The organism is Streptomyces diastatochromogenes, assembly GCF_002242805.1.
GTDB lineage: Bacteria > Actinomycetota > Actinomycetes > Streptomycetales > Streptomycetaceae > Streptomyces > Streptomyces diastatochromogenes.
The window spans coordinates 29,350-51,807 of the sequence record NZ_MCGQ01000010.1 but is presented as its reverse complement, the minus strand read 5'-3'; the positions used below and the strand labels follow the sequence as shown (position 1 = coordinate 51,807).

Here is a 22,458-nt window from a genome sequence, read left to right as displayed (position 1 = left end):
GTCACAAGGGACGGGAAACCACGATGACCGACATACCGAGGGAGCGCTGGACGCTCCACCACTCCTCCCGGGCCCACGCCGGAAGCCGCCCGGACCACCCGGCGATCGTCTGCGAGGGCCGCGTCACCACCTACGAGAAGCTCCACCGCGACAGCAACAGCGCCGCGCACGCCCTGCACACCAGCGGGGTCCGGCGCGGCGACCGGGTCGCCTACCTGGGCCGCGAGTCGGCCAACTACTACCTGGTGATGATCGCCTGCGCCAAGGCCGGCGCGGTCCTGGTGCCGGTCAACTGGCGGCTCACCCCGAACGAGGTCGACCACATCCTGCGGGACTCCGGCGCCGCCCTGATCTTCGTCGACGACGAGTTCTGGGACACCGTCGCCACCGTCCGCCACCAGCTGCGCGGACTGCGCCGGGTGATCCGGGTCGACGGCACCGACGCCGACGGCGAACCCGCCCGGGGCGCGGGCCTGCCCGCCTGGGCCGCCGACCAGCCCGACACCGACCTCACGCCCGGCACCGGCCCGGACGACGCGGTCATCCAGATCTACACCAGCGGCACCACCGGCCTGCCCAAGGGCGCGGTCCTCGCCCACCGCAGCTTCTTCACGCTGCCGCACGCGAGCCGCGAGCAGGGCGTGGACTGGATCGACTGGCGGCCCGAGGACGTCGCCCTGATCTCCCTGCCGGGCTTCGGCGTCGCCGGCATCGGCTGGTTCCTGCACACGTTCAACGCCGGCGGCACGAACGTGATCATGCCCCAGTTCGACCCGCAGGAGGCTGTACGCCTCATCCGCGCCCACGGGGTCACCACCACCTTCGCCGCCCCGGCCATGCTCCAGGCGATGGCCGCCGAACGCGGCGCGGGCCCCGAGGCGTTCGCCTCCCTGCGCAAGATCGCCTATGGCGCCGCCCCGATGTCCGAGACGCTGCTCAAGCAGTGCCTGGAGACCTACCGCTGCGAGTTCGCGCAGATCTACGCCAGCACCGAGACCGGCAGCGTGGCGGTCTGCCTCCCGCCCGAGGCCCACCACCCCGGCAGCACCGTCCTCACCTCGGTCGGCAAGCCGCACCCCGGCAACGAGGTCAAGGTGATCGGCCCCGACGGCGCAACGCTCCCGCCCGGTGCCATCGGCCAGATCTGCGTCCGCGCCCCCTCCCGGATGCTCGGCTACTGGAACCTGCCCGAGGCCACCGCCCGCACCCTGGTGGGGGAGTGGCTGCACATGGGCGACGCCGGCTACCTCGACGCGGACGGCTACCTGCACCTGTGCGACCGCATCAACGACACGATCATCGTCGCCGGGCAGAACATCTACCCGGCCGAGGTCGAGAAGGCCCTCGCGGCCCACCCGGCCGTCGCCGACGCCGCGGTGGTCGGCCTCCCGGACGACCGCTGGGGCGAGAGCGTGCACGCGGTGGTCGTCCTCCAGCCCGGCGCGACCGCCACACCCCGGGAACTCCTGCTGTCCCTGCGGGGCCGCATCGCCGACTACAAGATCCCGGGCACGTACCACTTCACCGAGTCCCTGCCCCGCAACCCGTCGGGCAAGATCCTGCGCCGCGCGGTACGGGAGCAGTTGACGACACCCGCCAGGGACCCACTGGGGAGTTCAGTGTGACTTCACTACGCATCGGCATCCTCCTGCCCACCCGAGAGCAGGCCATCAACGGCACCTATGCGGCAGCCCCGTTGCTGGACTTCGCCCGCCAAGCGGAGGCGCTGGGCTTCGACTCCCTGTGGGCCGGAGACTCCCTCACCGCCCGCCCCCGCCTCGACCCCTTGGTCGTACTCTCGGCCGCGGCGGCAGCGACCACGCGCATCTCGGTCGGCACCGCCGCCCTCACCCCCGCCCTGCGCCACCCCCTCATCGGCGCCAACATGGTCGCGAGCCTCAGCCATGTCGCCGCCGACCGGCTGGTCCTCGGCCTCGGTTCGGGCTTCCCGATGGCCGAGACCGAGGAGGAGTTCGCCTCGGTCGGGGCCTCCTTCCAGGGCCGCGTCGGCCGCCTCGACGAGATCACCGCACTGTGGCGCACGGCGTGGCGGTCGGGTGAGGAGGGCGAACCCACCGAGTTCCAGGGGAAGTTCTGGCAGGCCGAGAACCTGGACCGGCTCCCCGCGCCCGCGATCCCCGGCGGCCCGCCGCTCTGGCTGGCCGGCAGCGACACCCCCAAGGTCCTGGCCCGCGTGGCGACCCGCTACGACGGCTGGCTGCCCTTCCTCCCGGACGTCGACGCCTACGCCCGCGCCCGCCGTCGTATCGCCGAACTCGCGGAAGAGGCGGGCAGGGGCGCCGAAGCGGTGGTCCCAGCCCTGTACGCCACCGTCACGGTCAACGCCAGTGAGGCCGCGGCCAAGGCCGAACTGGAGCATTACATCAGCCACTACTACGGCCGCTCCCTGGAGCAGATGAGCAGCATCCAGGCCTACGCCTGGGGCAGCGCCGAGCAGTGCGCCGAGTGGCTAGGCGGCTACGTCCGCGCCGGTGCCCGGCACCTGGTCGTACGGATCGGATCCCTGGACCCCGAGCCGCAGTTGAAGGAGATCGCCGAGGTGCTGCTGCCCGCGGTACGCGCCCTCGGTTCGTCCACCACCGTTGGGAGTACGCAGTCGTGACCACCGCCATCGGCACCGTCGGCAGCCAGATGTCCAGCGAGGGGCACTGGTTCCATCCCGTGGAGCCCTCGCCCGACGCCTCCATCCGGCTGTTCCTGCTGCCCCACGCAGGCAGCGGCGCCATCATCTACCGCGACTGGGAGAGCCTGCTGCCCCCGGACATCGCGCCGCAGGCGGTGACCCTGCCCGGCCGGCACAACCGCCGCGAGGAGCTGACCTACGAGAACTTCTGGCCGCTGCTGGACGCCCTGCACGAGGCGGTCCTCAACGACCTCGACCAGCGGCCCTTCGCCTTCTTCGGCCACTGCCTCGGCGCCCAGCTGGCGTTCCGGCTGGCGATCAAGATGGAGGAGGAGGGCGGGCCGGCACCGGTGATGGTCGGCATGTCCGGCTGGTCGCCCGTGGGCTTCTTCCAGCCGACGGAGGAGCAGAGCCGGATGCCGGAGCCCGAACTGATCGAGTGGATCAAGAAGTTGGGCTCGTTCCCGGCCGAGGTGTACGACAACCCCGAGATGCTCGCGCTCGTCGTACCGGCACTCCGCGCCGACCTCCGGGTCGCCGGCGACTACGAGGACGACGGCGCCGGTGTCACCTGCCCGCTCGCCTCCTACGGCGGCCGCAGCGACCCGCTGCAGGAGGCCCCGGACGCCATGACCCACTGGGCCGGGCGCACCCCCGCCTACCTCGGCCACAACGAGTACGAGGGCGGCCACTTCTACATCGACACGCACGCCCAGGCCGTCACCGCGCACTTCGCGCACCGACTGCAGCGGACCGTGGCCAAGGCCGCGGGCTGAGTCGTCAGGCCGATCCGCGAGGCCGCGTCAGCGCCGTGTCAGCGGGGCGCGGGACAGTGACCCGATGACTGCGTTCCGGGTGCCGTCCCGCGCCCCGCAGTGCGTCGCGGACACCCCGCGGCCCGGATTCCACCAGCACGAAACGACCTAGGGAGGGTCGTCCCATGACCACCGAAGCGGAACTGACCGGCAGCGCGGCCTCGGCCGCACCGCCACCGGACATCGAGGAGGCCGCCGGAGCACCCGGCGCGGGCGCGCTTCTGGTCGTGCTGGCCGGCCTGTTCATCACCAACCTCGACTTCTTCATCGTCAACGTGGCCATCCCCTCGCTGCAACAGGGGATGCACGCCACCTCGGCCGAGATCCAGCTGGTCGCCGCCACGTTCAACATCGGTCTGTCGGCCATGCTGATCACCGGCGGCCGGCTCGGCGACCTCTACGGCCGCCGGCGGATCTTCTCCATCGGCCTGGCCCTGTTCACGCTCGCCTCACTGGCCTGCGGCATCGCGCCGAACATGGGCGAGCTGATCGCGGCGCGCGCGGTGCAGGGCGCCGCGGCCGCGCTGGTCATCCCGCAGGTCCTCGGCATCCTGACCACGACGTACACGGGCAAGGCCCGGGTCGCCGCGTTCAACGCCTACGGCCTGACCCTCGGCGCCTCGGCGGTCTTCGGGCAGCTGATCGGCGGCCTGCTGATCAAGGCGGACGTGTTCGGCTGGGACTGGCGGACCATCTTCCTGATCAACGTGCCGATCGGCGCCGTCGTCCTGCTGCTGACCCCGAAGCTGGTGCCCGAGTCCCGCGCCGACGGGCACACCGGCCTCGACCTGACCGGTGTGGTCCTGGTGACCGCCGGGCTCACCGCCGTCGTGCTGCCGCTGGTCGAGGGCCGCGAGCAGGGCTGGCCCACCTGGACCTGGGAGTGCTTGGTGGCCGCCGTGCCGCTGCTGGCCGGGTTCTGGTACACCCAGCGCCGAAAGGCCGCCCGCGGTAAGTCGCCGCTGGTCAACCCGAGCCTCTTCGAGGACCGCGCGTTCGGCGTGGGTGTGGTCTCGCTGCTGGTGTTCTTCGCCGCGATGGCCTCCTTCTTCCTGGTTCTCGCGCTGTATCTGCAGGAGGGCCGCGGCCAGTCCGCGCTGCGGTCCGGGCTGTTGTTCATCCCGCTCGGCCTCGGCTTCTTCGTCGGCTCGGTGCAGGCGCCGAAGGCCGCGGCCAAGCTGGGCAAGCAGGTGCTGGCCCTGGGGGCCGTGCTGCTGGCGGCGGGTGACCTGGCGCTGGCCGAGACCGTGTGGCACCTGGACACGAGCGGCTCCGTGGCCTGGTGCATCCCGGCCATGGTGCTCGGCGGGTTCGGCATGGGCTTCGTCGTCGCCCCGCTCACCTCGCTGGTCCTGGAGGGGGTGGCCCCGCACCACGCGGCCGCCGCGTCCGGTGTCTTCTCCACCGCCCAGGAGATGGGCAACGCCATCGGCATCGCGGTGATCGGCGTGGTCTTCTTCAGCGTGGCGGGGCACCGGATCGACGCCCACTCCTACGCACACGCCTTCGGCACCAGCCTGCTGGTGCAGGCCGGGTTCTGCGTCCTGGTGGCGGCTCTGGTGCAGCTGCTGCCGCGGGCGAGGCAGGCCGCTGCCTGACCGACGTCCGAAACGCGTCCCCGAAGGGGGCCGGCGAGCACTCGCCGGCCCCCTTTTCGCGTGTACGGAAGGCCATTCCGGCCGAATGTTCAGAACGCAACATTCCCTTTTTGCCAAGCGGAAACCAGTCATTTACTGGCTGAAAACGCGTCAGTAATCCATCAGATTCCTGTCAGGGCCGCTCATCAGGATGTCTCCAACGCTGGAAGCCCACTGGAAACCAGCCAACGGAGGGAATCCCCATGTCCGAATGCGAGCAGCAGCTGCCCGAGTGGCCCATGGCCCGTTCCTGCCCCTACGCGCCACCGGACGCGTACGCGGGCCTGCGCAAGGAGCCACCGGTGCGCGTGCGCATACGCGGCGGCGAGGCCTGGCTGGTCACCCGGCACGCGGACGTCCGCCAGGTGCTCAACGACAACCGCTTCAGCGCCGACGACCAGCAGCCCGGCTTCCCGATCCGGATCCAGCTGCCACCGGAGCCCGGCGTGATGTCGTTCAACCGCATGGACGACCCCGAGCACGGCCGGCTGCGCCGCATGGCGATGACCGAGTTCACCGCCCGCCGCACCCGCGCCCTGCGCCCCGAGGTCGAACTCCTCGTCGGGCAGCTGCTCGACGAGCTGGAGAAGGGCCCGAACCCGGTCGACCTGGTGGAGCACTTCGCCGTCCGGCTGCCGTCGCTGGTGATCGCCCGCATGCTCGGCGTCCCGGAGGAGGACGAGGCGACGTTCACCGAGCAGAGCCAGGTCATCCTCTCCCAGGACGCGACGCCCGAGGAGACGTACGGCGCGTTCGTGGAGATGACCCGGTTCCTGGACCGGCTGGCCGCCCAGCGCACCGCCGACCCGCAGGACGACCTGATCAGCCGGCTGGCCACCCGCTACGTGGCGTCCGGCGAGCTGAGCCACCAGGAACTCGTCGCCATGGCCCGGTTCTTCCTGGTCGCCGGGCACGAGACCTCGGCCCACCAGATCAGCCTGAGCGTCCTCAGCCTGCTGCGCGATCCGGCCCAGCTGGCCGAACTCCGCGCCGACCCCGCCCTGTTCAAGCCGGCGGTCGAGGAACTGCTGCGCTACTGGTCCATCTCGCAGGACAACCAGGTGCGGGCCGCGGTGGCCGACGTCGAGCTGAGCGGGGCGCACATCCGCAAGGGCGAGGGCGTGATCGTGGCGATCCCCGGTGCCAACCACGACGAGTCGGTCTACCCCGACCCGGACCGCCTCGACATCCACCGCAACGCCTCCGGCCACCTCGCCTTCGGCTTCGGCGCGCACCTGTGCCCCGGCGCCTCGCTGGCCCGCATGGAGCTGGAGGTGTGCCTGAGCCTCCTCTTCGCCCGCTTCCCCGGGCTCCGCCTGGCCGTCCCCGTCGACGACGTGCGCTTCCGCGAGAACACCCTCGTGTACGGCCTGGAGGAACTCCCCGTCACCTGGTGACGGCCGCACCCCCCGGGTGACAGGAGGGCCGTGCCCCCACCACGGCCCCGCCCCCCGCCGACTGCCCGCCTTCGTCAGCCTCCGGTCAGCATCGGGTCAGTCCTCCTTGGCAAAGTCATTACTCACCACCGACTCACACGGGCCCTTGCGGGGACCCGTGTCAGCGCTGTGTCAGCGCGGTGTCAGGGCACTGCGCGAAGGTGGCGTACGGCGTCCGCGCGCAACTCGGAGGTAAAGATTCCTCTTCTACTCCGACGTCGTGCCGCCCAGGCCCCCTTCACCGTGACCCACGCAGAAAGAGAGTCGGTGCCGAGGATCACCTTTGCCCCCCGATCACGGAGGACGAACATGTCACTCGCGGACCACACCGACATCCTGGACTGGCCCTTCGCCCGGACCGAGGACGGCGACCCGCCGCCCCTGCTGGCCGAGTTGCGCAAGGCACCCCCCTGCGCGGTGCGCATCCCGGCGGGAGCGGCGGAGTCACGACTGGCCTGGCTGGTGACCCGGTACGCCGACGTGCGCCAGGCCCTGGCCGACCCGCGGCTGAGCGCCGACGAGACCTTACCCGGCGCCCCCGTGCGCATCCAGGTGCCGCCCGGGGGCAACCCCAGCTCGTTCCTCCGCCTGGACGACCCCGAGCACGCGCGGCTGCGCGGCATGATCCAGACCGAGTTCACCTACCGCCGCGTCAAGCGGCTGCGCGAGCCGGTCCAGCGGCTGGTGGACGAGCTGCTGGACGAACTGGCCGCCCAGCCCCAGCCGGCCGACCTGCACGCCGTCTTCTCCCGGGCACTGCCCACCCTCGTCATCGCGCGATTACTGGGCGTCCCGGAGGAGGACTCCCCGTTCTTCATCGAGAAGACCCGCGTCATCATCTCCCAGGAGGACCCGGCCGTCGCCCAGGCCGCCTTCGTCGAGATGTCCGAGTACCTCGCCAAGCTGGCGCTGCGCAAGCTCACCGACCCCGGGGACGACCTGATCAGCAGGCTCGCCGTCAACCACCACGCGACCGGTGACCTCACCCTGGACGAACTCGTCGGCATCGCCCGCCTCGTCCTGGTCGCCGGCCACGAGACCACCACCAACCAGATCGCCCTGAACGTCCTCGCCCTGCTGCGCGACGACGAACTGCGGGCCCAGGTCGCCGCCGACGACGGCGCGCTCATTCTCAACTTCCTCGAAGAATCGATGCGTTACTGGTCCATCTCCCAGGACGCCATGGTCCGCCTCGCGACCGAGGACATGGAACTCGGCGGCGTGACGATCGAGAAGGGCGACGCCGTCGTCATCTCGGTGCCCGCCGGCAACCACGACGAGTCCGTCTTCGCCTGCCCGCACCGCCTCGACCCGCACCGCGACACCAGCGGCCATCTGCAGTGGGGCTTCGGCCCGCACTACTGCCAGGGCGCCCCGCTGGCCCGGCTCGAAATGGAGCTGGCCCTGCGCTCCCTGCTGCGCCGCTTCCCGAACCTCCGCCTCGCGGCCGACCCGCGCACGCTGTTCCGCCGCGGGACGGTCTTCCACGGGGTGACCCGTCTTCCCGTGACCTGGTGACCGGAGGAATCCCGGTGCACCGGACAACCCACAGTGCAAGATCAAGGAATAGGAAACGGAGTCGTCATGACTTCTGAAGCAAGCCCGGAAGTCGCGGTGGAGGGGCGTGAGAGGACGATCCCCGCGGGCGCACCGGCTGCCGCCCCCTCCGCCGGTGCCCTCCTGGTGGTCCTCGTCGGGACGTTCATCACGGTGCTGGACTTCTTCATCGCCAACGTGGCCGTCCCCGCCATCAAGGCCGACCTGCACGCCACCGCCGCCCAGGCCCAGATGATCGTCGTCGGCTACGGCGTGGCCTTCACCTCGGGCCTGATCACCGGCGGCCGGCTCGGCGACCTCTACGGCCGCCGGCGGATGTTCGCCCTCGGCATGGCGCTGTTCATGGTGGCCTCGGCCGCGTGCAGCTTCGCGCCCTCGGTGACCGTTCTGATCGTGGCCCGGATCGCCCAGGGCGCGTCCGCCGCGCTGATGGTGCCGCAGGTGCTGGGGATCATCGGCACGGTATACACGGGCGAGGCCCGCGACCGCGCCTTCAACGTCTATGGCCTGGTCATCGGACTCGCGGGAGTCTTCGGCCAGTTCATCGGCGGCGCGCTGATCTCGGTCGACGTGGCCGGCCTGAGCTGGCGCACGATCTTCCTGATCAACGTCCCGCTGTGCCTGGTCTCCCTCGCCTGCACCCGCCGTACGATCCCCGAGTCCCGGGGCCAGGGCGGCACCCGGCTCGACCTGGCGGGCGCCCTGCTGGTCACGGCGACCCTGGGCCTGCTGGTGTTCGCGCTGCTCGAAGGACAGGAGCGCGACTGGCCGGTGTGGGTGTGGGAGGCGCTCGCCGGGGCGGCCGTCCTGCTGGCCGTGACCGTCTGGCACCTGCGCCGCAGGGCCGCCGCCGGACGCGGGCCGCTGATCGAGCCGGGGATGTTCCGCTCCCGGCTGTTCTCGGTCGGTCTGGCCGCCACGGTCGTCTACTTCCTCGCCATGGGCTCCTTCTTCTTCACCCTCGCCCTCTACCTGCAACTGGGCCGGGGCCTGAGCCCGCTGGAGTCCGGGCTGATGTTCCTGGCGCTGGGCGCGGGCTATTTCGGGGCCTCCATCGTCTCGGCCCGGTTCGCCGCCTCGGTGACCGCCCGCCGGGTCGCGGTCGGCCCGCTGGTGCTGGCCGTCGGCTACACCGCGATCGCTCTGACGGCACGGGGCCTGGACCTGAGCGGCCATGTGCTGTGGCTGCTGCCCGTCCTGCTGGTCGCCGGGCTCGGCATGGGCCTGACCACCGGCCCGCTGACCAACCTGGTGCTGGGCGGCGCGGTCCCCGAGCACGCGGCCGCCGCCTCGGGGCTGCTGAACACCGCTCAGGAGGGCGGGGCCGCCGTCGGTGTGGCGATCGCCGGCACGGTCTTCTTCCCGGCACTCGCGGACGCCGGCGGCAAGGCCGACGCCTACCCGCACGCGTTCGCCGTCACCCTGATCCCGCTCGTCTGCCTGGGGGTGCTCGCCTCCCTGCTGATCCTCGCGGCCCCGGGCCGCACCGCCCGGAAGTGAACGTCCCGCACCCCGACGGAAGAACCCCCGACCACAGGAAAGGAGGCAAGAAGGGATGCCGTACCTCACCACCCGGGACGGGACCCGGCTGCACTACAGCGACTGGGGCGACGGACGGCCCGTCGTCCTGCTGGGCGCGGCCATGGCGGACTCACGCATGTGGGAGTTCCAGGCGCCGTTCCTCGCCGGGAACGGGCTGCGCTGCATCACCTACGACCGGCGCGGCAGCGGCCGTTCGGACATCCCCTGGTCCGGATACGACTACGACACCCTGGCCGGCGACCTCGCCGACCTGCTCGACCACCTCGACCTGAGGGACGCCGTGCTGGTCGGCTACGCGGTGGGCGGCGGGGAGTGCGTGCGCTACCTGCACCGGTACGGCACGGCCCGGGTGGCCAGGCTGGCCCTGGTCGCCTCGACGACGCCGTTCCTGCTGCGCGCCCCGGACAACCCCGACGGACTGGAACCCGGGCTCTTCGACCAGGTGGAACAAGCCATCCGGACCGACCGGGCCGCCTGGCTGGAGGCGCTGACCTGGCCGTTCTTCGCGGGCCCGGAGCCGGACCCGGAGAACCTGCCGCTCTCCGAGCAGCTGGCCGGCTGGCTGATCGGCATGTGTCTGAACACCTCGCCGAGAGCCGGGACCGAGATCTACCGCACGCTGTTCACCACCGACCAGCGCGCGGAGACGGCCGCGGTCCCGGTGCCCACCCTGGTGATCCACGGGACCGCCGACCTGGCGGCGCCGTACCCGCTGTGCGGGCCGCGCACCGCCGGGCTGATACCCGGCAGCACGTTCCTCACCTACGAGGGCGCCGCGCACGGGCTGTTCGCGACCCACGCGGACCGCCTCAACGCGGACCTGCTGGCCTTTGCCAAGGAGTGAGACCCGTCAAGGAGTCCAGACCCGTCGAGGCGTGACACCCGTCGAGGAGTGACACCCGTCGAGGAGCGACACCGCCGAGGGGTGGCACCCGCCGCGCACCCGACGTCCGGCCCCCCGTAGCAAGGGGCCGGACGTTCGCGTTCCCGCCCCTCGCCGTCGCGTCAGCGCCACGTCAGCCCCGTGACAGCACCCCCCGGCACAGTGGAGATCGCCGCGACGCCGAGCGCACAGCCGGCCCGGTCCACGCGGGTGCCGTCCGACGAAGGAGTACGCCCCCCATGGCAGACACCGCAGCCCCGGCTCCCACCCGGGCACTCGTCCTGGGCAACCCCGCTTCCGGCAGCCACTCGCCCGAACTGGTCGAGGAGGTACGCCAGTTGTGCGCCTCGTACCTGGAACGTGCCGAGGTGCACCTCACCACCGGACCGGGCGACGCCACCGTCGCCTTGCGCCGTGCGCTGCAGCGGCCCGCCGGGGCGCCCGACCTGATCGTCGTCATCGGCGGCGACGGGACCGTTCGCGAAGCCGTACAGGGCCTTGTGCCCGTCACCGGGAACGCCACCCTCGCGGTGGTGCCCGGCGGCACCGGGAACTCCGGCTACAAGATGCTCTGGGGCGAGCGGCCCTGGAGCGAGTCCCTGAAGGCGATCCTGACCGACAACGGCATCGGCGGCAGCGCTCGGCTGCGCCGCCTGGACCTGGCGCGGCTCGCCGAGACCCGCAACTACGTGTATCTGGGCGCCTGTTCGGGCGTGATCGCCGACGCGCTGATCACCGCCCGGGAGCTGCCCCTGACCGGACGGGAGCGCTACGCCCGCGCCTTCGCGGACACGGCCGACGGCTATGTGCCGTACCCGGGCCGGGTCACCGTCGACGGCCGGGTCGTGCACGAGGGCCCCACGGTCCTCGCCAACGTCGGCGGCGGCCGGTACCGCGGCGGCCGGTTCCAGGTGCTGCCGGACTCGCTGCTCGACGACGGACTGCTCGACGTCTGTGTCATCGGCGGCGAGATCGCCGCGGCCGACGTGCCCGGACTGACCCTGCGCGCCGCGCACATGGACCACCCGGGGACCGTGTACGCGCGCGGCCGCCGGATCACCGTCGAGCGCACCGACGGCCGGCGGCTGCCGCTGGAGCACGACGGCGAGTACCAGCACGGCATCGGCGCCTCGGCCACCTTCGAGGTGCTCCCGGGAGCCCTCCCGGTCTGGGCGCCGGCCACCCCCTGAAGCCCGTACGAAGCCACCTGTCAGAAGAACAAGTCAAGCAAGTCACAGAGGAGAACGCCCGCATGAGCGACCTGACCACGACCGTCTCCCGTTACCTCGACATCTGGAACGAGGCGGACGCCGACAAGCGCGCCGCGGCCATCGCCGAGCTGTTCACCGCCGACGCCCCGTATATCGACCCGCTCGCGGCGGTCGAGGGTCACGCGGGCTTCGCGGCCGTGGTGGCGGGCGCTCGCGACCAGTTCAAGGGTCTCGGCTTCGAGCTGCACGGCGCCGTCGACGCCCACCACGACCAGGCCCGCTTCCAGTGGGGCCTGGTGACCGAGCCGGGTGCCGAGCCGATCGCGATCGGTTTCGACGTGATCGTCACCGACGCCGAGGGCAAGATCAAGGCCGTCTACGGCTTCCTCGACAAGGTGCCGGCCGCCTGACCACCACCCCCACACACCGCGGGAGCACCGGGGCGACGGTGCTCCCGCGGTCGTGTTCCCACCCGTGACGCACGCACGGCAAGGAAGGTAGCCGCCTCATGACCGCTGTCCTCGGGGAGAGCGTCGCCCGGGCCCTGTGCGCCGACTGGGCCGAGCAGGCACAGACCCTGTCCCGGGCCGCCCGGGGCCGCACGCCCGTCGACACCCCGCTGCGCGAACTCTCGCACTGGGCCGCGACGCTGCGCCCGCAGCACATCCCGTGCCGGGTGCTGAAGCTCGCCGCGAGCCAGGTGCTGTCGCAGATCGCCTCCATCCGGGCCGGTCTCCAGCACCCCCTCGGCAGAAAGCTGGTGGCCGCCTTCGGCCACCCCATGCAGCGCGACCCGCGGCAGGCCGCGGGCGTCTTCGCCGCGCTCGGCTCCTGGTTGAACCTGGACGACACCGCGTACGCCGGGCACCTGTCCAACTCCACGGTCGCGGTCCCGCTCGCCTTCGCCTACGCCCGCCGGCTGGACGGGCTCTCGCTGCTCACCGCGGTGGTCGCGGCCAACGAGTGCGCGGCCCGCATCACCGCCTCCGCGACCCTCGGACCGCTGCGCGGACAGAGCGCCGTGCACACCCACCTGGCCGGCGCGGTCGCGGGCCGCCTGCACTGCGACCGGGCCTCCGCCGCCCTCTTCGAGAACTCCTTCGGGCTGGCCTTCGCCATGCCCAACTGGCCGCTGATGCGGGCCTTCCTCGCCAGTGACGCCCGGCTGTTCAACACCTTCACGCCGGTGCGCACCGCGATGGACGCCTGCGACGCGGCCTACGCGGGGCTGCGCGGGGCGCCCGACATCATGGAGCACGGCGACGGCTTCCTGGCCCGGTTCGCGACCGTGCCGCTGCCGCAGGCCGTGGCGAAGGGCCTGGGCCGCCGCTGGCACACCGACACGCTGTCGTTCAAGATGCACCCCGGCGGGCCCGGCATCGACGCCGCGGTGGACTGCGCCGCCGAGATCCACAAGGAACTCGGCCCGGTCAGGCCGCAGGACGTGGCCGAAGTGGTCGTCGAGGCCTCCCTGTACACGCTGTTCGCGGGGGAGCGGGCCGCCCAGTACGTCACCGGGCCCGGCTCGCCGCTGGGCGCGCTGGTTCTCGACGTGCCCTATCCCGTGGCCACCACTCTGCTCACCGGCGAGTTCTCGGTGGACGACTTCTCCGCGCCGTATCTGGACGACCCCGACCGCTGGGCGCTGGCCAAGCGGATCCGGCTGGAGCACGACACGGAGATGACCCGCGAACTGTTCCTGTCCGACGCGCCGTTCGGCGAGGCCGTGCGGGAGGCGGGGGAGCTGGCCGTGCCGTGGCTGCGCGGCTTCGGCGGCGACGAACTCGTGGACCTGATCGGCGCGTTGCAGGCCGACGACCGGGACTTCTCCCGGTCCACCAAGGCCACCGGCGCCCGGGTCACCGTACGGCTGACGGACGGCCGTACGGTCTCCCGCACCCGGCTGATCCCGGTGGGCGCCGCCGGTCCGGAGACCCGGGCGGGCCACGCCGACCTGGTGCGGGAGAAGTTCCTGTCGGTCGGCGGCGACCAGCAGGTGGCCGACACCGTCGACCGGTTGCACCGGATGCGCCCGCGGGCGGTGCGCCGCTGGATCGAGACGGCGTTCCTGGACTGAGCGCACCGCCGAAGGTGTCGTCAGGCGCCGTGCGACATCGTGTCGTCGGTGCACACGAGGTGGATCCGCAGATCGGCCGGGCCGGCCTCGCGCCGGTCCGTGCCGGAGGCGCGGCCCTGCCACGTCGTCTTGCGCACGGCGACGATCCAGCCGGTGGCGTGGCTGTTGGGCCGGTTCTCCAGGACGTCGGCAGGTACCTCGGAGAACTCGGTGCCGGACCTGGCGCTGAGGGCGTAACCGCCGCTCTGGACGTGCTGCATCCCGGGGCAGAACACCTCGTGCTGGTGGCCGTCGGCACCGCCGCTGATGAGGGGTCCGGCCAGGTGCTGCGGGGGCTGGTCCGCGGAGGCCGGTGCGGCGGCACAGCAGAGCAGGGTCAGGGCGCCCGCGGCCGCGGCGAGGGACGTGCGTGTTCCCGGCATGGTGAGACTCCTCGGAAGAGCGTGAGGGGATGGATTCCGCTCAGTGGAGCCCGCTGCCCCGCACCGGCCACGCCGGACACGCAGCGTTACCGCTCAACGGGGTAAAACGGTCAATCTTTCGAGCAGGCCTCTCTCGATCGCTACAGTGTGTGATTAACTGGGGGCATTCCGTCACTCTACGTGGTCGCCCCATGCTGCCCCCGTGCCGCCCGCGGCGCCGCGTGCTCCCACCAGGAGTCCCATGTCCCGCAGAGGGAACCCCCGCAGGAGGTGGACGTTCGCGGCCGGCTGTGCCGCGCTCGTTCTGTCCGTCGCCGCGCCCGCCGCGCTCGGCCCGGCCCCGGCCTCCGCCGATCCCCGCCCGGGCGGCGTGCACATCACCCGCGCCCAACTCGCGAAAGAGGTCCGCCCCGAGGAGGTGAAGGCGTTCGGCCGGCCCCGCGCCGAACAGCTCGCCCGGGACCGCATCGGCCTGCGCGCCGTCGACCGCGGCTACCCCCAGCCGATGCGCACCCGCAGCCTGAAGCGGCTCACCGACTCGCAGGCCGAGCTGAACGCGGCCTTCGCCCCGTCCCAGTCGGGCAGGTTCACCGACTACTTCTCCAGCCCCGACTACGGCGACCACGTCGCCCTGCTGCCCACCGGCAAGGTGCTGCTGTTCTCCTTCGAGGCCGTCGAGGAGAGCCCGAACAAGGAGACCGCGCCCACCGAGGTCATCGGCCGCGACAACGCCGGCCGCGCCTATGTCTGGGACCCCGCCCAGGGCACCGGCGCGAGCGCCTTCAAGTCCGTGCAGCCGCCGGTCGTGAAAGTGGACGACGGCCTGGACGAGGACCGCCCCGCGCCGATCTTCTGCGCCGGCCACTCCTACCTCCCCAACGGCATGGTCGGCATCTTCGGCGGCAACCTCGGCGGCAACCACGGCGCCGGCGCCCACCTCGCCCTGGTCTTCGACCCCTGGACCGAGACCTGGCACCAGCAGCAGGACCTGGCCCAGGGTCGCTGGTACCCGTCGGTCGTCACCGGCGCCGACGGCCGGCAGTTCATCACCTCCGGCCACGGGGACACCGGCTGGGGCAAGCTCTCCCAGACGATCGAGCGCTTCCCGGCCAAGAACACCGCGGTGTCGTACGACCCGAAGGCCATCGCGGACGGGCAGGCGCTCGACAAGTGGCCCATCAAGGCCGAGTACTCGACCGACTACCCGCACCTGTTCTCGCTGCGGGACGGCAAGATCTACGGCTTCGGGCGCACCTACAACGAGCAGTACGTCTTCGACCCGCAGACCGAGACCGAGCAGCCGCTGCGCAACCGCCCCGACGGCGGCATGCGCAACTACGGCTCCGCGGTGGCTCTGCCGAACGGCACCCCCGGCAACGGGCCGGACTCCGTCCTGATCCTCGGCGGCGACCGCAACGACCCGAAGACGTACAGGTTCTCCGGCGGCCGCTGGACCGAGGACACCGCCCGTGCCTTCGGCCGTACCCAGGACGACACGCTGATCTTCCCCGACGGCCGGCTCTTCACCGTCAACGGCGGCTACGACATCCGCGACTACGGCAACGGGCTCTACAACCCCAACGCCCACGAGAAGTACCGGCAGACCGAGATCCGCGGCCTCGACGGCAGTTGGAAGCTCGGCCCCGTCCAGCGACTGCCGCGCGGGTACCACTCCAACGCCGTCATCCTGCCCGACGGCCGCATCATGGTCACCGGCGACGAGCTGCAGGAGATCGCCAACAACCCCGACATCAAGTCCGGGCAGAACGGCACCATCGAGATCTACGAGCCGCCGTATCTGCACCAGGGCGGCACCCGGCCGACACTGACGGACGTGTCGAACCCCACCGTGGGCTACGGCGCCGGCCTCCGTGTCAGTACCGGCACGCCCGACCAGGTCGAGAAGGCCGTCCTGATGGCGCCCATCACCTCCACCCACTCGGTGGACACCAGTCAGCGCCGCATCGAACTGCCGATCACCAGCAGCGCCGGCAACAAGCTCGTGCTGAAGACCCCGCCGTCGGTCAATGACGCGCCGCCCGGCTACTACCTGCTGTTCCTGCTCGACGACCGGGGCGTGCCCAGCGTCGCCAAGTGGGTGCAGCTGCGGCCCGGCGCCTGACGGCCCCCGCATCCTCTCCCGCACCCCGGTCCGTCCCCACCGTCCCCATTCAGCAAGGGAGTTCCATGACGACCCCGCTACCGCTGCGCGACAGCACCGAGATCCAGGGCGACATCCTCGCCGGGTTCAAGAAGGACTACATGACCCTGCTCTTCCTCCAGTTCGGCGACGTGACCGCCGCCCGGAACTGGCTGGCGGAGCTGATCCCCACCATCGCCACCACCCAGCAGGTCGCCGCGTTCAACCAGAAGTTCCACGACGCCCGCGAGAACTCCGCCGGCGACGACCCGAAGAACCTCAAGGCCACCTGGGTGGGCGTCAGCCTCACCTATCCGGGGATCCTGTTCCTCACGGGCAAGGAGAAGGTGTTCGGCGACAAGCCCACGGGCACGATCCGGGCCTTCGTCCAGGGGTCAGCCGCCCGTGCCGAGGCCCTCGGCGACACGGGCTGCAACGAGCCGGAGCGCTGGATCTTCGGCTCCGCGCAGAAGCCCCCCATCCACGCCGTGCTGACCATCGCCGCCGATCTCAAGGACGACCACGACAACGAACTCAGGCGCCAGACGGAGGCCGCCTCACGCGCCGGAATCCTGATCGTCCACCCGCAGAGCGGCGCCACGCTGCCCGGTAGCCGCCGGGGCAAGGAGCACTTCGGCTTCAAGGACGGCGTCAGCGAACCGGACGTGCGGGGCTTCGACGTCCCGGTGGACGACAACGGCCCCGGGAAGGTCCCCGCCGGCCAGTTCGTCCTCGGCGCCGACGGAGCCACCGCCATGCCCGCGGGCGCGCCCGACTGGATGAAGTACGGCTCCTTCCAGGTCGTACGACGTCTCGGCCAGGACGTCCCCGGCTGGTGGGCGCAGGTCAACGCCGAGCTGGCGAAGCTGCGGGAAGACGAGGTGGTGGACGGGAACACCAGGAGCGAGTGGCTCGCCGCCCGCCTGGTGGGCCGCTGGCGCTGCGGTGCCTCGGTGGCGAAGTTCCCCGACGCCGCGCCCCCGGCGGGCACCAAGCCCGACAACGACCTCAGCTTCAGGGACGACCCCCACGGCGTCACCACCCCGCTCTTCTCCCACCTGCGCAAGACCGCCCCCCGCGACGGACTGGTCGACAAGGGCGAACTGGTGGACGTGGAGGAGTTCATGGACGCACGCCGCATCATCCGCCGCGGCATCCCCTACGGCGCCCCCTTCGACCCCGCCAACGACGACGGAGGCGGCCCGGACGAGCCCCGCGGTCTGCTGTTCGTCTGCTACCAGGCGGACCTGGCCCGGCAGTTCGAGTTCATCCAGACCGACTGGGTCAACGACCCGAACTTTCCGCACGACCGCGATCCCATGCCCGGCCCGGATCCCATGATCAGCGGCAAACTTCCCGACGTCACCACGGGCGAGGTCGCCTTCGAGAGCCGCGTCAACGGCAACGGCGACCGGAAGACCACCATGCTGAACTTCCAGCCGTTCGTGACCACCGAGGGCTCCGTCTACGCCTTCGCCCCGTCCCTCACCACCCTGCGCGGACTCAGCCGGGGCCGCCTGGAGGGCGCGACCTCGGCCGGCGGCCAGACCGGCGGCCAGACCGGGGGCCAGCAGACGACGACCACCACCGGAGGACAGACCGGGCAGCCCCAGCCGGTGCAGCCCGGCCCGCTGGACGAGATCCTGCCCTGGCCGGACGTCGACGGCCGCTACTGGATCTTCTCCGGGCGCACCGTCCGCGTGGCCGGCACCGGCACGGCCGAGGTGGAGCAGCTGACCACCGGCGCGGACGACCGCACCGGGACCCTCGTCGACCTGGGCACCGACCTGTCCACGTGGGCGGCCTTCGCGGGGGTGGAGAAGGTCGACGCGATCCTGCCCGTGCCCGACGAGCAGGGCCTCAACGGCGAGAGCAGCTACTGGCTGTTCCACACCAAGGGCGGCACCCAGGTCTACCGCCGCGTCAACATCGCCCACGACGCCCGCCACACCAGCCGCCGTATCGGCGACGACCAGCAGCTGTCCCGGTGGAACTCCTTCGGCGGGGTCACCCGGGTCGACGCGGTGCTCCTGGTGCCGGACCAGCTCCGGGACAACGGCAAGTCGTGGTACTGGCTCTTCCACACCACTCCGCAGGGCCAGCGCTACCGGCTGATCTCGATCGCCGACGGCAGGATGCACAGCGATGTCATGGAGCGCGGCGACCGCGACCTGACCAAGTGGACCTCCCTGCAGGGCGTCGGCAAGGTCGACGACTTCCTGTACGTCCCCGGCAGGTTCCGGGTGGGCGGCCAGAGCTGGTGCTGGGTCCTCCACGAGCAGCAGTACCGGGTCATCTCCATCTCGGACGGGGCGGGCCACCCCGACACCCGGGTCCGGGACTCCCGCCCGAACGCCCCGTGGTGCCGCCGCGGCTGAGCCCCTACAGGCAGTGCAGATGCCGCGCCCGCGGCAGTACGGCGCCATGTGCCAGGTACAGGCGTACGGCGTCGTACAGGCGGTAGCGGATCTGCCCGTTCCGGTCCGGCTCGCCGGTGTGGATCATCTGGCGGTGCAGCAGGTCCTCCAGCAGGTCCACGGCGAGCCGGCGGGACGGGGTCACCCGGGACAGCATCTGGTCGATCCCGAAGTCTGTGCCCACCGGCTCCAGTTGGTGCAGTGAGGTACGTAACGGGGGTGGCAGCAGCCGGTAGTAGGCGGTCACGCTCGTGTGCAGGGACAGATCCCCGACGCGCAGCGAGCGCAGCCGTTCGCTCTCGTCGGCCAGCCGGTCCGCGAGGTCGCCGAGGGACCGGTGCGGGCGTGCCGTGAGCCACAGGCCGGCGATGTGCAGGGCCAGCGGCAGCCCCGCGCAGGACTCCACGACGCGCTGCGCCGCCGGGCGCTCGGCCCGGACGCGGGCGGTGCCCACCAGGTCGGCCAGCATCCGGTGGGCGTCCGGCCGGTCCAGGGCGCCGATCCGGCGGTGGAACCCGTCGGGCAGCGCGGACAGTTCGCGCCGCGCGGCCACCAGGACCGCGCTCCGGGCGTCGTCCACGAGCAGCGGCCGCACCTGCGCCTCGCTGTCGGCGTTGTCGAGGACCACGAGCACCCGCCGTCTGCTGAGCGCGTCCCGCAGCCGGGCGCGTGCCTCCTCCGGGTTCTCCGCGGCCGCTGCGCCGCCGAGGGAGCGCAGGAGCCGACGGACGAGCAGGTCCGAGGTGAAGGGGAGGGAGGAGGTGGGGGAGGTGGGGTGCAGGTCGACGTAGACCTGTCCGTCCGGGAACCGGTCGCGCACCTCGTGGGCGGCCCGCAGCACCAGCGCGGTCTTCCCGGCCCCGGGAGGCCCGACCACCACGGCGGGCCGGCCGGGGCCGGGCTCCGGCCGCGCGAGACGAGCCGTCAGGTCCGCCAGGAGTCCCTGACGCCCGACCAGTCGGTGGCGGGGCGCCGCGGGCAGCTCCGCGGGGACGGACACGTCCGGGTGCTCGGTGCGGGGCAGCCGCAGTAACCGCCCGGCCTCGCGGGACGGCAGCCCGAGCGCCTCGGCGAGCAGCAGCAGCGACTGTTTGCGGGGGCGGGCGGTGTGGCCGGTCTCCAGGTTGCGGATGGCCCGCACGCTCAGCCCGGACTTCTCGGCCAGCTCCCCCTGGGTGAGGCAGGCCGCCTCGCGGGCCCGGACCAGCGCGGCGGCCAGGCTGTGCGGGGCGGCCGCGGCGTGCGGCGGGCTCATCAGGGTGCCGGCCGGCGCAGGGCCGCGACGAACTTGTAGCGGGAGCCCCGGTACACCGAGCGCACCCACTCCACCGGTCTGCCCTCGGCGTCCCGCGAGTGCCGCGACAGCAGCAGCATCGGCAGGCCCACGTCGGTGGCGAGCAACTGGGCCTCGCGCGGGGTCGACAGCGAGGTCTCGATCGTCTCGTCGGCCTCCACGAGGTGGACGCCGTACACCTCGGCGAGGGCCGTGTACAGCGACGGGTACGTGGCCAGCGACTGCCGCAGCCCGGGAAAGCGCCGGGCCGACAGATGGGTCGTCTCGATCGCCATGGGGTCGCCGCTGGCCAGCCGCAGCCGCTCGATGCGCAGGACGCGCTCGCCGACGTCGATGCCGAGGAGCGCCGACAGCTTGGCGTCCGCCGCGACCTCGCCGATGTCCAGCATCTGCGAGGCGGGCTCCAGGCCCTGAGCGCGCATGTCCTCGGTGTGCGAGGTGAGCTGGAGGGTCCGGTACAGCTTGGGCTGGGCGACGAAGGTGCCCTTGCCCTGGATGCGGTCGAGCCGGCCCTCCCCGACCAGCTCCTGCAGCGCCTGCCGGACGGTGGTGCGCGAGGTGCCGAGCCGGACGGCGAGCAGGCGCTCCGCGGGCATGGCCGAGCCGGGCTCGAGCGCCTGCGTCATCTCCAGCACCTGCTGCTTGATCCGGTAGTACTTCGGCACGCGCGCGCTGCTGACGTGGGTGGCCATGCCTGCCTTCCCGGCTGTGTGGGTGGGCTCCCGTTATAGCGACCAACTGCCCTATGGTCTAGTCCAACCAGTGCGGGAGGTCTAGTCCAGCAGGCACGCCGCCCCCGGCCCGGGCAAAAGGGGACGGACGCGCTCCGGTGACTTTCTCGTAACGGCCGGATCGCCTTCCCGAACCACCCTTGACACCTCAAAAGGTCTAGGCCAAGCTCCACCCTACTGGTCTACACCATTAGTGGCCAGGTCCCGAGCCCTACGTGCAACAGCGTCGTACGCAGGTCACCGCCGAGGGCGTGGGGGGATTAGTGGCATCCCTGAGGAGGGTGGCGTGAAGCGCAAGCTTGCTGCCGCGATCGTGATCGCGGGCATGATGGTCTCCGTCTCGGCGTGCGGCGGCGACGACGGGAAGGACACGGGCAAGAACGCGGGTCCTGACAGCTTCAAGGGTCAGACCCTGACGGTCTGGACGATGGACGGCTCGGCGCCGCCCCAGTGGTCCAAGGACGTCCAGGCAGCCTTCGAGAAGAAGACCGGCGCCAAGCTGAAGTTCGAGATCCAGAAGTGGGACGGGATCCAGCAGAAGATCACCACCGCCCTCTCCGAGTCCAACCCGCCGGACGTCCTCGAGGTCGGCAACACCCAGACCCCGGCCTACGCGGCCACCGGCGGCCTCGCCGAACTGAGCGACCTCAAGCAGGAGATCGGCACGGACTGGACCCCCTCGGTCTCCCAGTCCTCCGTCTACGACGGCAAGCAGTACGCCGCCCCCTGGTACTTCGCCAACCGCGTCGTCATCTACAACAAGAAGATCTGGGCCAAGGCCGGCATCAAGGACACCCCGAAGACCCGGGACGAGTTCTTCAAGGACCTGGACACCATCGGCAAGAAGACCGACGCCGAGCCGCTCTACATGCCGGGCCAGAACTGGTACTTCTTCGACGGCCTGACCATCGGCCAGGGTGCCGACCTGGTGAAGAAGGACGGCGACAAGTACGTCTCCAACCTGAGCGACCCGAAGGTCGCCGCGGCCATGGAGATCTACAAGAAGTACGCCTCCTACTCCAAGGCCCCCAAGGACAAGGACGAGGCCACCCCGCAGCAGGCCCAGGTCTTCGCCAAGGGCAAGTCCGGCGCCTTCATCGGCATGGGCTGGGAGGCCGGCACCGCGGTCCAGGCCAACAAGGCCATCGAGAAGGACCTCGGCTACTTCACCATCCCGGGCGCCACGGCCGACAAGCCCGAGGGCGTCTTCCTCGGCGGCTCCAACCTCGCCGTCGCCCAGGGCAGCAAGAAGCAGGCCCTGGCCAAGGAGTTCCTGAAGATCGCCCTGTCCGACCAGTACGAGGGCGAGCTGGCCAAGCTCAACGGCGTCATCCCGAACAAGCAGGCCCTGGAGACCAACCTCAAGGGCAACGCCGTCGCCGAGGCCGCCGCGCCCGGTGCCTCCGCCGGTGGCACCACCCCGCTGATCCCCGAGTGGGCCGCGGTGGAGAACACCCCGAACCCGATCAAGTCCTACATGACCTCCGTGCTCAACGGTAAGTCCCCGGCGGACGCCGCCAAGCAGGTCGAGGCCGAGATCAACAAGCGACTGGCCCAGCAGAACTGATGACCCGCGCCGGGGGCGTCGGCGGACGCCCCCGGCTCAGTCGTTCGTACGGCCGGTACGGCCGGTACCGCCACGGAAGAGATGG

The 22,458-nt window shown here is 71.5% G+C and carries 17 protein-coding genes; 14 read left to right on the top strand and 3 right to left on the bottom strand.

The genetic code is table 11. The annotated features are described in order from the left end of the window. Positions 1 to 23 precede the first annotated feature (23 nt). The 11 genes from BEK98_RS11105 to BEK98_RS11055 all read left to right on the top strand — a co-directional run bounded on the left by BEK98_RS11105 (position 24) and on the right by BEK98_RS11055 (position 13,802). A complete protein-coding gene (locus BEK98_RS11105; RefSeq protein ID WP_094216284.1) occupies positions 24 to 1,625 on the top strand; it encodes a long-chain-fatty-acid--CoA ligase in 1,602 nt (533 codons plus the stop codon). After that, entirely contained in the window at positions 1,622 to 2,623 is a 1,002-nt protein-coding gene (locus BEK98_RS11100) for an LLM class flavin-dependent oxidoreductase (protein ID WP_094216283.1), read from the top strand. Before BEK98_RS11105 ends, BEK98_RS11100 begins: the two co-directional genes overlap by 4 nt. A gap of 29 nt (positions 2,624 to 2,652) precedes the next feature. Continuing rightward, the gene (locus BEK98_RS11095) at positions 2,653 to 3,420 is read left to right on the top strand and encodes a thioesterase II family protein (protein WP_094216518.1); all 768 of its coding nucleotides are present in this window, start codon (positions 2,653 to 2,655) and stop codon (positions 3,418 to 3,420) included. A gap of 164 nt (positions 3,421 to 3,584) precedes the next feature. Next, positions 3,585 to 5,057, top strand: coding sequence for an MFS transporter (locus tag BEK98_RS11090; RefSeq protein WP_094216282.1), 1,473 nt, complete (start codon positions 3,585 to 3,587; stop codon positions 5,055 to 5,057). 242 nt (positions 5,058 to 5,299) lie between these two features. Next, entirely contained in the window at positions 5,300 to 6,493 is a 1,194-nt protein-coding gene (locus BEK98_RS11085; RefSeq protein ID WP_094216281.1) for a cytochrome P450, read from the top strand. Positions 6,494 to 6,841: 348 nt separating this feature from the next. Continuing rightward, positions 6,842 to 8,050 carry a cytochrome P450 gene (locus BEK98_RS11080; RefSeq protein WP_094216280.1) on the top strand — a complete coding sequence of 403 codons (1,209 nt, stop codon included), beginning with the start codon at positions 6,842 to 6,844 and terminating at the stop codon, positions 8,048 to 8,050. Positions 8,051 to 8,116: 66 nt separating this feature from the next. Continuing rightward, on the top strand, positions 8,117 to 9,589 hold the full coding sequence (locus BEK98_RS11075; RefSeq protein WP_094216279.1) for an MFS transporter: 1,473 nt from the start codon (positions 8,117 to 8,119) through the stop codon (positions 9,587 to 9,589). A gap of 55 nt (positions 9,590 to 9,644) precedes the next feature. Next, positions 9,645 to 10,475, top strand: coding sequence for an alpha/beta fold hydrolase (locus tag BEK98_RS11070; RefSeq protein WP_094216278.1), 831 nt, complete (start codon positions 9,645 to 9,647; stop codon positions 10,473 to 10,475). Between the two features lie 278 nt (positions 10,476 to 10,753). After that, positions 10,754 to 11,704 carry a diacylglycerol/lipid kinase family protein gene (locus BEK98_RS11065; RefSeq protein ID WP_094216277.1) on the top strand — a complete coding sequence of 317 codons (951 nt, stop codon included), beginning with the start codon at positions 10,754 to 10,756 and terminating at the stop codon, positions 11,702 to 11,704. 62 nt (positions 11,705 to 11,766) lie between these two features. Further along, complete coding sequence (locus tag BEK98_RS11060) at positions 11,767 to 12,135, top strand: nuclear transport factor 2 family protein (protein ID WP_094216276.1); 369 nt, start codon at positions 11,767 to 11,769, stop codon at positions 12,133 to 12,135. Positions 12,136 to 12,233: 98 nt separating this feature from the next. Then, a complete protein-coding gene (locus BEK98_RS11055; protein WP_208643076.1) occupies positions 12,234 to 13,802 on the top strand; it encodes an MmgE/PrpD family protein in 1,569 nt (522 codons plus the stop codon). Positions 13,803 to 13,822: 20 nt separating this feature from the next. On the opposite strand, the gene BEK98_RS11050 is transcribed toward BEK98_RS11055, so the two are convergent. After that, on the bottom strand, positions 13,823 to 14,224 hold the full coding sequence (locus tag BEK98_RS11050; RefSeq protein ID WP_094216275.1) for a hypothetical protein: 402 nt from the start codon (positions 14,222 to 14,224) through the stop codon (positions 13,823 to 13,825). 241 nt (positions 14,225 to 14,465) lie between these two features. On the opposite strand from BEK98_RS11050, the gene BEK98_RS11045 reads away from it, so the two are divergent. Then, a complete protein-coding gene (locus tag BEK98_RS11045) occupies positions 14,466 to 16,346 on the top strand; it encodes a galactose oxidase early set domain-containing protein (RefSeq protein WP_094216274.1) in 1,881 nt (626 codons plus the stop codon). A gap of 65 nt (positions 16,347 to 16,411) precedes the next feature. After that, the gene (locus BEK98_RS11040) at positions 16,412 to 18,742 is read left to right on the top strand and encodes a Dyp-type peroxidase (RefSeq protein ID WP_094216273.1); all 2,331 of its coding nucleotides are present in this window, start codon (positions 16,412 to 16,414) and stop codon (positions 18,740 to 18,742) included. 4 nt (positions 18,743 to 18,746) lie between these two features. On the opposite strand, the gene BEK98_RS11035 is transcribed toward BEK98_RS11040, so the two are convergent. Both BEK98_RS11035 and BEK98_RS11030 read right to left on the bottom strand, forming a co-directional pair. Continuing rightward, positions 18,747 to 20,036, bottom strand: a complete 1,290-nt coding sequence (locus BEK98_RS11035) for an AAA family ATPase (protein ID WP_094216272.1) — start codon at positions 20,034 to 20,036, stop codon at positions 18,747 to 18,749. Then, a complete protein-coding gene (locus BEK98_RS11030) occupies positions 20,036 to 20,767 on the bottom strand; it encodes a GntR family transcriptional regulator (RefSeq protein WP_094216271.1) in 732 nt (243 codons plus the stop codon). Before BEK98_RS11030 ends, BEK98_RS11035 begins: the two co-directional genes overlap by 1 nt. Positions 20,768 to 21,092: 325 nt before the next feature. On the opposite strand from BEK98_RS11030, the gene BEK98_RS11025 reads away from it, so the two are divergent. Beyond that, a complete protein-coding gene (locus tag BEK98_RS11025) occupies positions 21,093 to 22,373 on the top strand; it encodes an extracellular solute-binding protein (RefSeq protein WP_094216270.1) in 1,281 nt (426 codons plus the stop codon). Positions 22,374 to 22,458: the final 85 nt, after the last annotated feature.

Coding starts and splice junctions, on each gene's coding strand:
- BEK98_RS11105 (WP_094216284.1), top strand. CDS start 24: ATGACCGACATACCGAGGGAGCGCTGGACGCTCCACCACTCCTCCCGG.
- BEK98_RS11095 (WP_094216518.1), top strand. CDS start 2,653: ATGTCCAGCGAGGGGCACTGGTTCCATCCCGTGGAGCCCTCGCCCGAC.
- BEK98_RS11090 (WP_094216282.1), top strand. CDS start 3,585: ATGACCACCGAAGCGGAACTGACCGGCAGCGCGGCCTCGGCCGCACCG.
- BEK98_RS11085 (WP_094216281.1), top strand. CDS start 5,300: ATGTCCGAATGCGAGCAGCAGCTGCCCGAGTGGCCCATGGCCCGTTCC.
- BEK98_RS11080 (WP_094216280.1), top strand. CDS start 6,842: ATGTCACTCGCGGACCACACCGACATCCTGGACTGGCCCTTCGCCCGG.
- BEK98_RS11075 (WP_094216279.1), top strand. CDS start 8,117: ATGACTTCTGAAGCAAGCCCGGAAGTCGCGGTGGAGGGGCGTGAGAGG.
- BEK98_RS11070 (WP_094216278.1), top strand. CDS start 9,645: ATGCCGTACCTCACCACCCGGGACGGGACCCGGCTGCACTACAGCGAC.
- BEK98_RS11065 (WP_094216277.1), top strand. CDS start 10,754: ATGGCAGACACCGCAGCCCCGGCTCCCACCCGGGCACTCGTCCTGGGC.
- BEK98_RS11060 (WP_094216276.1), top strand. CDS start 11,767: ATGAGCGACCTGACCACGACCGTCTCCCGTTACCTCGACATCTGGAAC.
- BEK98_RS11055 (WP_208643076.1), top strand. CDS start 12,234: ATGACCGCTGTCCTCGGGGAGAGCGTCGCCCGGGCCCTGTGCGCCGAC.
- BEK98_RS11050 (WP_094216275.1), bottom strand. CDS start 14,224: ATGCCGGGAACACGCACGTCCCTCGCCGCGGCCGCGGGCGCCCTGACC.
- BEK98_RS11045 (WP_094216274.1), top strand. CDS start 14,466: ATGTCCCGCAGAGGGAACCCCCGCAGGAGGTGGACGTTCGCGGCCGGC.
- BEK98_RS11040 (WP_094216273.1), top strand. CDS start 16,412: ATGACGACCCCGCTACCGCTGCGCGACAGCACCGAGATCCAGGGCGAC.
- BEK98_RS11035 (WP_094216272.1), bottom strand. CDS start 20,036: ATGAGCCCGCCGCACGCCGCGGCCGCCCCGCACAGCCTGGCCGCCGCG.
- BEK98_RS11030 (WP_094216271.1), bottom strand. CDS start 20,767: ATGGCCACCCACGTCAGCAGCGCGCGCGTGCCGAAGTACTACCGGATC.